This is a genomic window from Mycolicibacterium fallax (genome assembly GCF_010726955.1).
Taxonomy (GTDB): Bacteria; Actinomycetota; Actinomycetes; order Mycobacteriales; family Mycobacteriaceae; genus Mycobacterium; species Mycobacterium fallax.
In genome coordinates, this window is the sequence record NZ_AP022603.1 from 1358268 (window position 1) to 1370706 (window position 12439).

Consider the following 12439-nt stretch of genomic DNA (forward strand, 5'->3'; position numbering starts at 1 on the left):
GCAGCCGCCGTTCAGGTGTCGAAGACCTCGCGGACGACGGCCTTGGCCCGGCGGGTGACCCGCAGATAGTTGTCCAGGAAGGCGCCGCCGTCGTCGTCGGACCAGCCGGCGGCCACCGCGACGGCGTTGAGGAACCGGCCCGGTCCGGGCAGCTGATCGGTGGGCCGGCCCTTGACCAGGACCAGGGCGTTGCGGCTGGCGGTCGCGGTCAGCCAGGCCCAGCGCAGCTTCGACACCTGCTCGGCCTCGAGCAGGCCGGCCCCTTCGATGACGTCCAGGCACTCCAGGGTGGAGGTGTTGTGCAGGCCCGGAACCTCGTGGGCGTGCCGCAGCTGCAGCAGCTGCACCGTCCACTCCACGTCGGCCAGTCCCCCGCGGCCCAGCTTGGTGTGGGTGTTGGGGTCGGCGCCGCGCGGCAGCCGCTCGGCGTCGACCCGGGCCTTGATCCGGCGGATCTCCTGCACGGTCTGCGCCGAGATGCCGTCGGCCGGGTAGCGGAACGCGTCGACCATCAGCAGGAACCGCCGGCCCAGGTCGAAGTCACCGGCCACCCGGTGCGCGCGCAGCAGCGCCTGCACCTCCCAGGCCTGCGCCCACTGCCGGTAGTAGGCCTGATAGGAGGCCAGCGTGCGGACCAGCGGGCCGTTGCGGCCCTCCGGGCGCAGGTTGGTGTCCACCTCCAGCGGCGGGTCGGAGCTCGGGGCGCCCAGCAGGGTGCGGACCTGCTCGGCGATCAGGGTCGCCCATTTCACCGCCACCAGGTCCTCGACGCCGTCGGTCGCCTCGCAGACGAACATCACGTCGGCGTCGGAGCCGTAGCCCAGTTCCGCGCCGCCGAGCCGGCCCATCCCGATCACCGCGATCCGGGCCGGCACCGGGGCATCCTTGGGGGCGTGCGCGCGGACCACCGCATCGAGTGCGGCCTGCAGGACCGCCACCCAGACCGCGGTCAGGGCCCGGCACACCCCGCGCACATCGAGCATGCCGAGCAGGTCCGCCGAGGCGATCCGGGCCAGTTCGCGGCGGCGCAGCGACCGCGCGGCCGCGATCGCCCGGACCGGGTCGGCGTGCCGGCCGGCCGCGGCCACCAGGGACTTGGCCACCCCGTCGGGCCCGGTGTCGAGCAGCTTGGGGCCGGTCGGGCCGTCGGCGTAGGACTGAATGACCTCCGGCGCCCAGATCAGCAGCTCCGGCACGTAGGCCGAGGTGCCCAGCACCCGCATCAACCGCTTGGCGACCGCGCTCTCGTCGCGCAGCGTGGCCAGAAACCAGCGCTGGTCGGCTAGCGCCTCGGACAGCTTGCGGTAGGACAGCAGCCCACCGTCGGGATCCGGGGTGTCCGAGAGCCAGTCCAACAGGGTCGGCAGCAGCACGGTCTGCACCCGGCCGCGCCGGCCGCCGGCGGAGGTCAGCGCCGCCAGGTGCGTCAGTGCACTGCCCGGGGCCTGGTAGCCCAGCGCCGCCAGCTGCCGCTGCGCCGCCTCGGCGGACAGCCGGGACGGGAATTCCATTGAGCCACCGACGGATTCCAGCAGCGGCTGGTAGAACAGCTTGGCGTGCAGCCGGGACACCCGCATGCTGTTGCGCTTGAGCTCCTGGCGCAGCACGCCGAGCGCGTCGTGATTGCCGTCGGGCCGAATGTGCGCGGCGCGGGCCAGCCAGCGCAGCGCCTCGACATCGTCGGGGGCGGGCAGCAGGTGGGTGCGCTTGAGCCGCTGAAGCTGCAGCCGGTGCTCCAGCAGCCGCAGGAACTCGTAGGAGGCGGTCAGGTTCGCGGCGTCGTCGCGGCCGATGTAGCCGCCGGCGCCGAGCTCGTGCAGGGCCTCGACGGTGGAGGCCACCTGCAGCGCCTCGTCGTTGCGGCCGTGCACCAGCTGCAACAGCTGGACCGCGAACTCGACATCGCGCAGGCCGCCGGTGCCCAGCTTGAGTTCCCGGCCGCGCACGTCGGCGGGCACCAGCTCCACGACCCGACGGCGCATGGCCTGCACGTCGGTGACGAAGTCGTCGCGCTCGCGGGCCTTCCACACCATCGGCATCAGCGCCTCGACGTAGTCGCGGCCCAGCTCGGCGTCCCCGGCGGCCGGCCGCGCCTTCAGCAGCGCCTGGAACTCCCAGGTCTTGGCCCAGCGCCGGTAGTACGCGACGTGCGAGTCCAGGGTGCGGACCAGCTGGCCGGCCTTGCCCTCCGGGCGCAGCGCCGCGTCGGTCTCGAAGAACGTCTCGGTGGCAAAACGCATCAGTTCGCCGGCCACCCGGGTGGTGACCGCATCGGCCTGCTCCGCCACGAAGATGATGTCCACGTCGCTGACGTAATTCAGTTCCCGCGCACCGCATTTGCCCATCGCGATGACGGCCAGCCGGGGCGCGGGCTGCTCGTCCCCGCAGACCGTCGCGACGGCCACGGTCAGCGCGGCCTGCAGCGCGGCGTCGGCCAGATCCGACAGGTGCCGGCCGACCGTCGCGAATTCCAGCACCGGCTCGTTCTCGACGGTCGACGCCACATCCAGGGCGGCCAGCACCAGCAGCTCATCGCGGTAGCGCCGGCGCAACGCGGGACCCGCTGCGGCGCCGAGGTTTTCCTGCGCGCAGGCCACCAGCCGGGCGCGCAGCTCGGTGGCCGACGGCAGGGTCACCGACCCGGCCAGCAGCCGCCAGGAATCCGGGTGGGCCACCAGGTGATCACCGAAGCCCAGCGATGAGCCAAGCACCGCGAACAGCCGGCCGCGCAGGCCGACGTCGACCCGCAGCGCGGCGGCCAGTTCGTCCCAGTCCGGCCCGAGCACCTCCGAGAGCCACACCAGCGCGCGCAGGGCCGCGTCGGCGTCGGGGGCTCGCGACAGCGCCCACAGCATTTCGACGTGCGCGTTGGTCACCCAACCGAGTTGTTCGAGGCTGGCCCGGGCGTTGGCGTCGACCAGGCCCAGCCGCCCGACGCTGGGCACCGTCGGCCGACCGGTGGCCGGACCTGCGGGGACCTCGAACACGTCAGCCACCGTAACGCACCGCGGCCGCGCGCAGGCCGATGCCGCCGCTACAGCGACAGGTAGTGCTGCAGCTCGTAGGGGGTCACGTTGCTGCGGTAGTTCTCCCATTCCCGGCGCTTGTTGCGCAGGAAGAAGTCGAAGACGTGCTCGCCGAGCGCCTCGGCGACCAGCTCGCTTTTCTCCATCGCCTCCAGGGCCTGCCCGAGGCTGCTGGGCAGCTCCCGGTAGCCCATCGCCCGGCGCTCCCCCGGGGTCAGGGTCCACACGTTGTCCTCGGCCTCCGGGCCGAGCTCGTAGCCCTGCTCCACCCCGCGCAGGCCGGCGGCCAGCAGCACCGCGAAGGTCAGATACGGGTTGCAGGCCGAGTCCGGGCTGCGGACCTCCACCCGCCGCGACGACGACTTGTTCAGCGTGTACATCGGGACCCGCACCAGCGCCGAGCGGTTGGCCGCACCCCAGCAGGCCGCCGTCGGGGCCTCACCGCCGTGCACCAGCCGCTTGTAGGAGTTCACCCACTGGTTGGTCACGGCGCTGATCTCGTTGGCGTGCTCCAGGATTCCGGCGATGAACGACTTGGCGACGGTGGACAGCTGCAGCGGATCGTCGGGACTGTGGAAGGCGTTGGCCTCACCCTCGAACAGGCTCATGTGGGTGTGCATGCCGGAGCCGGAGTACTCGGTGAACGGCTTGGGCATGAAGGTGGCCCGCACGCCCTCGGCCAGCGCCACCTCCTTGACCAGGTGCCGGAAGGTCATCACGTTGTCGGCCATCGACAGGGCGTCGGCGTAGCGCAGGTCGATCTCCTGCTGCCCGGGCGCGGCCTCGTGGTGGCTGAACTCCACCGAGATGCCCATCTTCTCCAGCGACTCGATGGCGTTGCGGCGGAAGTTGGGCGCCGAATCGTGCACGGCCTGGTCGAAATAGCCGCCGTTGTCCGACGGCACCGGGACGCTGCCGTCGTACGGGCCGGCCTCCAGCAGGAAGAACTCGATCTCGGGGTGCACATAGCAGGAGAAGCCCAGATCGCTGGCCTTGGCGAGCTGGCGGCGCAGCACATGCCGGGAATCCGCCCAGGACGGCGAACCGTCGGGCATGGTGATGTCGCAGAACATCCGGGCGGTGTGCAGGTGCCCGTTGTGGGCCCGCCACGGCAGGATCTGGAACGTCGACGGGTCAGGCCGGGCCACGCAGTCGGACTCCGACACCCGGGCGAACCCCTCGATGGAGGATCCGTCGAAGCCGATGCCCTCCTCGAAGGCGCCCTCCAGCTCCGCCGGGGCGATCGCCACCGATTTGAGGAATCCGAGCACATCGGTGAACCACAGCCGGACGAAGCGGATGTTCCGTTCCTCCAGGGTGCGCAGCACGAACTCCATCTGGCGATCCATGGTGGCGACCCTAGGCTTTGGCTGTTAATTCCGTGTTACGTCGGGCGGATTCGACGGCCGGTCACGGGCAGCGCAGATCCGGCGGGGGCGCCACCGCGTCGATCAGGAAATCCAGCGTTGCGACATCGATGCACTCATAGCCGTTGAACACCACGGTGTGCTGGGCGCCCTCGAAGGTGACCAGCGAGGCGCCCAACTGCCGGGCCAGATTGACCCCGGCCTGATACGGCGTGGCGGGGTCGCGGGTGGTGGACACCACCATCACCTGGCCGGGCGCCGCGGGCTTCGCCGGCGCCGGGGTCGAGGTGGCCGGCACCGGCCAGAACGAGCAGATGTCCCGCGCCGCGTAGCCGGTGAACTGCCCGTAGGAGGAGAACGGCGAGACCTGGCGGATTCGCTGATCGGCGGCGGCCCACACCGCCGGATCCCGCGACCAGGTCGCATCGACGCAGCGCACCGCGTTGAACGCGTCCTGATCATTGGTGTAATGCCCGTTGCGGTCTCGGCCCTGGTACTGGTCGGCCAGCATCAGCAGGTCGCCGGGGTCGGACCCGCGGGCCAGGCCGAGCAGGCCGCTGGTCAGGAACTTCCAGTACTGCGGGGTGTAGAGCGCGTTGAAGGTGCCGGTCACCGCGTCGGCGTAGGACAGCCCGCGGGGATCGCTGGTGCGGGCCGGTCGGGTGGCCAGCGGGTCGATCAGGGCGCGGTAGCGGGCCACCGATTGTGCGGGGTCGGTGCCCAGCGGGCAGTCGGTCGACTTCGCGCAGTCCGCGGCGTACACCTCGAACGCGGACTGGAAGCCGGCCATCTGGTCGATGGTCTGCGCCACCGGGTCGGCGGACGGGTCGATGGCACCGTCGAGCACCATCCGGCGCACCCGGTTGCCGAACTTGTTGAGGTATTCAGTGCCGATCCGGGTGCCGTAGCTGAAGCCGAGGTAGTTGATCTGGTCGTCGCCGAGGATCTTGCGCACCTCGTCCATGTCCCGGGCGGCCTCCCGGGTCCCGACGTGGCCCAGCACATCCTTGCCCATCCGGGCCACGCACTGGTCCACGTAGCGCTGGGTGAGCGCCTCGATCTGCGCGACGCCCGCCGGGCTGTAGTCGACCATCGGCTCCCGGCGCCAGGCGTCGAACTCCGCATCGGTGCGGCAGCGCAGCGCCGGGGTGGAATAGCCGACGCCGCGCGGGTCGAAGGCGACCAGGTCGAAGGCCTCGTTGATCGGGCTGCCGGCCAGCGCCGCGCCCATCCCGACCGCGGTGTCCACCGCCGAGGAGCCGGGCCCGCCGGGATTGACGAACAGCGAACCGATCCGGGTTCCCGCGGCCGGGATGCGGATGACGGCGATCGCCATGGTGCCCGACGACGGGTTGTCGTAGTCGACCGGGACGGCCAGCATCGTGCACTGCGCCCCGGGCACGTCGTCGGCGTTCTGCACCGCCGGCGCGCAACTGCCCCAGTTGACCTGTGGAGCAGCCGAATTCGGTGCGGCGGCGGCGATCGGTGCGGTACCGGCCGCCACCAGCGCGAGCGAAAGCAGCGCAGGGCCCAGCCAGGAGGTGCGCTGCATGGCTAAATGGTCGCACGCCGGTACGACCACGGCCGTACCGGAAAGGTCACGCCTCGGTGTCGATCCGCGGCTACGGGCAGCGGGCGCCCTCGGGCGGCAGCGTCCCGTCGATGAGATAGGCGGTGGCGTAGTCGTCGACGCACTGCTGGCCCTGGAACACCACGGTGTGCTGGGTGCCGTCGTAGGTCAGCAGCGCACCGCCGAGCTGGCGGGCCAGCTGCACGCCGGCCTCGTACGGGGTGGCCGGGTCGCCGGTCACCGAGACCACCAGCGGCGGCGCCAATCCCGGCACCGACACCTCGTGCGGCACGCTGGTCGGCGGGACCGGCCAGAACGCGCAGGTTCCCATCGGTGCGTCACCGGTGAAATCGCCGTAGCTCAGGAACGGGGCCGCCTCGCGGCTGCGCCGATCGGCCTCGATCACCTTGTCACGATCGGTCACCGGCGGGCGGTCCACACAGTTGATCGCCACCCGCGCGTCGGTGGAATTGTCGTAGCGCCCCTTGGAGTCCCGCCGCATGTAGATGTCGGCCATGGTCAGCAGGGTGTCGCCGCGGCCGTCGCGCAGCTCGGTGAGCCCGGTCTTCAGATGCGGCCAGAAGCTCTTCGAGTACATCGCCAAGATGGTGCCGACGATCGCGTCGTTGTAGGACAGCCCACGCGGATCGGTGGTCGTCGCCGGATGCTGGACCAGCGGTTCCACCATGGCCAGGTAGGCCTCGACGGCCTTGGCCGGGTCGGTGCCCAGCGGGCAGTCCTCGTCCTTGGCGCAGTCCGCGGCAAAGTCGTTGAACGCCTTCTGGAATGCGGCGTCCTGGGCGATGTCGGCCTCGATCGGGTCGGCGTTCGGGTCGATCGCACCGTCGAGGATCATCGCGCGCACGTTCTGCGGGAAGGCCTCGGCGTAGGCGGCGCCGATCCGGGTGCCGTAGGAGTAGCCCAGGTAGGTCAGCTTCTCGTCGCCGAGACCGGCGCGCAGCACATCGAGGTCCCGGGCCACGTTGTCGGTGCCGACGTTGGCCAGGAAGTCATCGCCCATCTTGTCCACGCAGCGCTGAATGAACGCCTTGGTCTCGCCCTCGATGTGCGTGACGCCCTCGGGGGTGTACTCGACGGTCGGGTCGGCACGCAGCCGGTCGTTGTCCTCGTCGGAGTTGCACCACAGCGCGGGCCGGGACATGCCCACCCCGCGCGGGTCGAATCCGACCAGGTCGAAGCGTTCCCGCACCGGGGCGGGCAGGGTATCGACCATGTTGATCGCGGCCTGGATGCCGGATTCGCCCGGGCCGCCGGGATTGATCACCAGCGAGCCGACCTTGGTTCCGGTGGCCGGGATCCTGATCAGCGCGAGGGTGGCCTCCCGGCCGGTCGGGTCGTCGTAGTCCACCGGGACGGCCATCGTCGCGCACTCGCCGGAGCGCACCGAGTCGGGCGCCTGCTCGGTGAACGGGCAGGGTCGCCACTGCACCGGCTGCGGAACCCAGGCGGCGGGGGTGCGGTGATCCCGATCGACCAGCAGCGACAGCGTCGTTACGCCGCCGACCAGGGCGACCGTCAGCACCATCGCGGCCGCCACGACGGCCCAGGTGCGGCCGCGCCGCCGGGGCGGCGCGGTAAAGGCCGGTGTGGCCTCGGGCAGCTCGGGGGTCCCCGGCGCGGGGGGCTCGAACGGCACCGGAGAGCCAAGGCCCCCCGAATCGGGTGGTTGAGTCACTGCGGCGCTCCTAGGCGACGGCCGGGTGGGAGTCTCTGCGGCGCACGACGGCAGCTGTCCGGGGCGCGAAAAAGCGCTGGACCTGTGCAACGCTCCGCAGGTTCATCGCAGACCATGCTGCCATGCGCTGACGGGAAAGCCCGCCAGCGCCGGTCAGGCGCGGGTCGCGGCGACCAGCTCGGCCATCCCGACGGCGAAGTCGTCGGCCATGTCCCACAGGTCCGGCAGCAGGTCCGGGCAGGAGATCAGCCCGACGTCGAGCTGGCCGGCCAGCGACATGACGGTGATGTTGAGCCCGGACCCGTGGAACACCGGGCCCAGCGGGTACATCGCGGTGACCTCCGCGCCGAGGAAATACAGCGGCTCCTGCGGCCCCGGCACGTTGGACACCACCAGGTTGTGCACCGGGCGCGCCTCGGTCAGCCGGGAACTGGCGTACACCCGCATGGCCGCCCCGAACACCGCGGGCGCGGCGAACTGGCTCCAGTCCTGCAACAGGCTGGCCGGGATGGCCGAGCTGTGTTCCTTGGCCACCACGCTGCCTTCGGCGATCGCCCGCAGCCGGTCGCCCGGATCGGCGATGTCGGTGTGCAGGCTGGTGAACATGCCCGACACCTTGTTGCGGCCGGGCCGGTCGGAGCGGCCGTGCACCGACACCGGGACCATCGCGACCAGCGAGGCATCCGGCAGTTCGTCGCGCTCCAGCAGGTACTGCCGCAGCACCCCGGCGACCAGCGCCATCACCACATCGTTGACCTTGACCCCGAAGTGGTTCTTGACCAGCTTGACGTCGTCGAGGTCCAGCCGCGCGTAGGAGACGTTGCGCCGCCGGGTGATCTTGGCGTTGAAGGCGGTCTGCGGCGCGTTGAACGGGCTGGCCATCGCCTGCCCGCTGAGCGCGCGACGGGCGGTGTCCACCACGGTGTTGACGGTGTCGGGCAGCACCCGGGTGGCCAGGTTGATCGGCCGGGTGGCGTACCGGGCCAGGCCGCGGGCGGCGATCGTCAGCGGGCCTGCGCCACCGGGTGCCTCCACCGGCTCGGGCGCCGGGGCGTCCGGATCCGTCGAGCACAGCTGCGACATCAGGTTGGCGCCGGTCACGCCGTCGACCGCGGCGTGATGCACCTTGGTGATCACCGCCAGCCCGCCGCCGTCGCGGGCATCGGTGCCGGCGACGTTCTCGATCACCAGCATCTCCCACAGCGGGCGACTCCGGTCCAGCGGCAGCGACGCGAAATGCCCGGCGATCTCGGACATCTCGGCGCGCCCGCCGGGGGCCGGCAGCCCGATCCGGTGCACGTGGTGCTCGACGTCGAACTCCGGGTCCTCCACCCACACCGGGTGGTCGATGTTCAGGAAGCTGTCGCTGAGCTTCATCCGGAACTCCGGCATCGCCCGCACCCGCGCGGCCAGCAAATCACGCAGCTTGTCGAAGGTGTAGCCACCCGGCATCGTCGAGGTGTCGAGCTCCAGGATCGAGCAGACATGCAGCGGCTGGTTGGCCGTCTCCAGGTACAGGAACGTTGCGTCGAGGCCACTGAGCCTCTGGTATCCGGACATGTCCCGATGCTATGCCCTCGGCTTTAGCCGTTGTGAGGAAGTCCACTGATCAGCGGGTTCAGCTCGGGGTGCCCGCAATGGCACACTGAGGGGGTCAGACGACCCGGGGACCCGTGACGGGCCTCGAGGATCGACCCGACGAGCAACCGAGGACAATGATGTCTGCGCATTCCGAGACCCCCGTGTACGGCGCCGCGAACACCGACGCCGCCCCGAAGCGGACGAAGGTTCGCACCCACCACCTGCAGCAGTGGAAGGCCGAGGGGCACAAGTGGGCGATGCTCACCGCCTACGACTTCTCCACCGCCCGCGCCTTCGACGACGCCGGGATCCCGGTGCTATTGGTCGGCGACTCCGCGGCCAACGTGGTCTACGGCTACGACACCACCGTGCCGATCTCGGCCGACGAGCTGATCCCGCTGGCCCGCGGCGTGGTCCGCGGTGCCCCGCACGCGCTGGTGGTGGCCGACCTGCCGTTCGGCAGCTACGAGAGCAGCCCCGAGCAGGCGCTGGCGACGGCCACCCGGTTCCTCAAGGAGTCCGGTGCGCACGCGGTCAAGATCGAGGGCGGCGAGCGGATCGCCGACCAGATCGCCACCCTGACCCGGGCCGGGATCCCGGTCGTCGGGCACCTCGGCTTCACCCCGCAGAGCGTCAACAGCCTGGGCGGCTTCCGGGTGCAGGGCCGCGGTGACACCGGCGAGCAGATCATCCACGACGCGATCGCCGTCGCCGAGGCGGGCGCGATCGCCGTGGTGCTGGAGATGGTGCCCGCCGAGCTGGCCACCCAGATCACCGGCAAGCTGACCATCCCGACGGTCGGGATCGGCGCCGGGCCCAACTGCGACGCCCAGGTGCTGGTGTGGCAGGACATGGCCGGCATGACCGCCGGGCGGACCGCCAAGTTCGTCAAGCGCTTCGGGGACGTCGGCGCCGAACTGCGCCGCGCGGCCAGCGACTACGCCCACGAGGTGGCCGGCGGGACCTTCCCCGCCGAGCAGCACAGCTTCTAGGTGCCCGGGGCCGCGCCGGTGACCGGTCTGAACCTGCGCGACCGGGACGCCGAGGTGGAGGACCCGGCCGCCGACCTCGCGCGCGGCCGGGCGCTGCGCGCGCAGACCCCACGCCGGGCCCTGGCCGAACTCGGCAGCTGCGGTCGCAGCGCGACGGAGATCCTGCTCGAGCAGAACCTCGGGCGGGTGCCCGACCTCGTCGGGCTGCGGATGGCCCGGATGCTGGTCAGCCCGCTGCACTTCTTCCGGGGTGCGGCCGCGGTGATGGCCGCCGACCTGGCCGCCGGCCCGAGCAGCAACATCGACGTGGTGTCCTGCGGGGATGCTCACCTGTCGAACTTCGGCGTCTTCGCCTCCCCCGACCGCGCGCTGGTGTTCGACCTCAACGACTTCGACGAGGCCGCCCAGGCGCCCGCCGAATGGGATCTCAAGCGGCTGGTCACCAGCGTCATCCTGGCGGCGCGCCAGCGGCAACTGCCCGAGCCGACCGCCCGCGACATCGCCGAGTCGACCGCCGCGGCGTACCGCCGCGCGCTGGCGGCGGTGCTGCAGATGAGCGTGCTCGACCGGTTCTATCTGCGCGCCGCGCTGACCGACCGGCCCGAGCTCGGCGCCGACGGGCTGGCCGAGGTGACCCGGCGAACGATCGAGCGGGCCCGCAGGCGCACCTCCGAACGCGCCTTCGCCAAGCTCACCGAGCCCGACGCGGCCGGCACTCCCCGTTTTCGGGAGTCGCCGCCGCTGACCCGGCACGTCCCGCTGGCCGATGAGGCCGCGCTGCTGGCCGCGGTCGCCGAGTACACCGCGTCGGTCCCGGTCGATGTGCGCGTGCTGCTGTCGCACTTTCGGGTGACCGACATCGCGATGCGGGTGGTCGGGGTCGGCAGCGTCGGCACCCGCTGCTACCTGGCGGTGCTCGTCGATGCCCGCGGCACCCCGCTGATCCTGCAGATCAAACAGGCCAACCGGTCCGTCCTGCAGGATTACGGCGGCCGGGTCCAGCCGCAGTCCCTGCAGTCCGCGATCGCCGCGCACGGCCAGGGCCGGCGGGTGGTCGACGGCCAGCGGATCCTGCAGGCGGTGTCTGATCTGCTGCTGGGCACCGTGCGGATCGACGGCGACGACTTCTACCTGCGCCAGTTCCACGACATGAAGGGCAGCGTCAACATCGACGAGCTCGACGCGACCGGGCTCGGCGCGTACGGCCGCGATTGCGCCGCGGTGCTGGCCCGGGCGCACGCCCAGAGCGCCAACGCCTCGGTGTTTCACGGCTATTTCGGCGGCGGCGGCAAGGCGATCGACGCCGTCGTCAGCTGGTGTTTCCGCTACGCGGACAAGACCGTCGCCGACTTCGACCAGCTCACCGAGGCCGCCCGGGCCGGGGCGGTCGAGGTCGCCGACCATCCGCTGCTCGGGTAGGTCAGCCGAACTGCGGGCTGCGCTTGTTGAGGAAGGCGTCGATGCCCTCCTTGCCGTCGGCGGCGTCGGCGTTGGCCGCGATCAGCGCCGCCTCCAGCGCGAGCTGCTCGGCGTAATCGTTGCGGTAGGTCTCCCGCAGCAGCCGCTTGACCGCGCCGTTGGCGGTGCCCGAGCCCGCCACGATCTCGGCGGCCAGCTGATCGGCGCGGGCCGGCAGGTCCGCGGCCACCTCGGTGACCAGCCCCCAATCCAGCGCCTCGGCCGCCGACAGGGTGCGGTTGGTCAGGATCAGTTCCTGGGCTCGGCGCAGCCCGACCAGCCGGGGCAGCAGGTAGGAGCTGCCGCCGTCGGGGCTGAGCCCGGCCCGGGTGTAGGCCATGGTGAACGACGCGGACTCATCGGCCAGCACCAGATCGCCGCTGACCGCCAGGCTGAAGCCGGCTCCGGCGGCGGTTCCGTTGACGGCGGTGATCAAGACGGCATCCATCCGGGCGAAGATCTGCATGGCGGTGTGCAGGTCGTCGGCGATGCCCTTGACGAACGCGCCGGGCCCCAGCGGGGAGGCCGCCATCGCGCGCAGATCGCCGCCCGCACAGAAGAATCGGCCCGAACCGGTGAGCAGGACAACCTTCGCCTCGGAGCACCGGGCGGCCGCGTCGGCGAGCTCGGCGCACAGCACGTCATCGAGTCCGTTCGCGGCGTTCGGCCGGTTCAGGGTGATGCGGGTGATGGTGCCCGGCTCGAACAGCAGCGTCTGGTATTCCATAGCCCGACGTTAGCCGGTCGCT

At 71.3% G+C, this 12439-nt stretch carries 8 protein-coding genes; 2 read left to right on the top strand and 6 right to left on the bottom strand.

The window, feature by feature from the left end; all coding sequences use genetic code 11:
- Window positions 1-11 precede the first annotated feature (11 nt).
- The 5 genes from G6N10_RS06445 to G6N10_RS06465 all read right to left on the bottom strand — a co-directional run bounded on the left by G6N10_RS06445 (window position 12) and on the right by G6N10_RS06465 (window position 9219).
- Window positions 12-2987: a bifunctional [glutamine synthetase] adenylyltransferase/[glutamine synthetase]-adenylyl-L-tyrosine phosphorylase gene (locus tag G6N10_RS06445; protein WP_234810683.1), complete on the bottom strand. Its 2976-nt coding sequence runs from the start codon at window positions 2985-2987 to the stop codon at window positions 12-14.
- Between the two features lie 47 nt (window positions 2988-3034).
- On the bottom strand, window positions 3035-4375 hold the full coding sequence (locus tag G6N10_RS06450; protein ID WP_085100197.1) for a glutamine synthetase family protein: 1341 nt from the start codon (window positions 4373-4375) through the stop codon (window positions 3035-3037).
- 61 nt (window positions 4376-4436) lie between these two features.
- Window positions 4437-5945, bottom strand: a complete 1509-nt coding sequence (locus G6N10_RS06455; protein WP_085100194.1) for an alpha/beta hydrolase — start codon at window positions 5943-5945, stop codon at window positions 4437-4439.
- A gap of 70 nt (window positions 5946-6015) precedes the next feature.
- Window positions 6016-7509 carry an alpha/beta hydrolase gene (locus G6N10_RS06460; RefSeq protein WP_085100243.1) on the bottom strand — a complete coding sequence of 498 codons (1494 nt, stop codon included), beginning with the start codon at window positions 7507-7509 and terminating at the stop codon, window positions 6016-6018.
- Between the two features lie 303 nt (window positions 7510-7812).
- Window positions 7813-9219 carry a WS/DGAT/MGAT family O-acyltransferase gene (locus tag G6N10_RS06465; RefSeq protein ID WP_085100191.1) on the bottom strand — a complete coding sequence of 469 codons (1407 nt, stop codon included), beginning with the start codon at window positions 9217-9219 and terminating at the stop codon, window positions 7813-7815.
- 158 nt (window positions 9220-9377) lie between these two features.
- On the opposite strand from G6N10_RS06465, the gene panB reads away from it, so the two are divergent.
- Both panB and G6N10_RS06475 read left to right on the top strand, forming a co-directional pair.
- A complete protein-coding gene (gene panB, locus G6N10_RS06470) occupies window positions 9378-10232 on the top strand; it encodes a 3-methyl-2-oxobutanoate hydroxymethyltransferase (RefSeq protein ID WP_085100240.1) in 855 nt (284 codons plus the stop codon).
- 18 nt (window positions 10233-10250) lie between these two features.
- Window positions 10251-11651: a DUF2252 domain-containing protein gene (locus tag G6N10_RS06475; RefSeq protein WP_085100237.1), complete on the top strand. Its 1401-nt coding sequence runs from the start codon at window positions 10251-10253 to the stop codon at window positions 11649-11651.
- Window position 11652: 1 nt separating this feature from the next.
- Here G6N10_RS06475 and G6N10_RS06480 read toward each other — a convergent pair whose 3' ends face one another.
- The gene (locus tag G6N10_RS06480; protein ID WP_085100188.1) at window positions 11653-12417 is read right to left on the bottom strand and encodes an enoyl-CoA hydratase/isomerase family protein; all 765 of its coding nucleotides are present in this window, start codon (window positions 12415-12417) and stop codon (window positions 11653-11655) included.
- Window positions 12418-12439: the final 22 nt, after the last annotated feature.

Bases quoted from the DNA above. Each gene is read 5' to 3' on its own strand.
- G6N10_RS06460 (WP_085100243.1), bottom strand. From the start codon at position 7,509: ATGGTGCTGACGGTCGCCCTGGTCGGCGGCGTAACGACGCTGTCGCTG.
- G6N10_RS06480 (WP_085100188.1), bottom strand. From the start codon at position 12,417: ATGGAATACCAGACGCTGCTGTTCGAGCCGGGCACCATCACCCGCATC.
- G6N10_RS06455 (WP_085100194.1), bottom strand. From the start codon at position 5,945: ATGCAGCGCACCTCCTGGCTGGGCCCTGCGCTGCTTTCGCTCGCGCTG.
- G6N10_RS06450 (WP_085100197.1), bottom strand. From the start codon at position 4,375: ATGGATCGCCAGATGGAGTTCGTGCTGCGCACCCTGGAGGAACGGAAC.
- panB (WP_085100240.1), top strand. From the start codon at position 9,378: ATGTCTGCGCATTCCGAGACCCCCGTGTACGGCGCCGCGAACACCGAC.
- G6N10_RS06465 (WP_085100191.1), bottom strand. From the start codon at position 9,219: ATGTCCGGATACCAGAGGCTCAGTGGCCTCGACGCAACGTTCCTGTAC.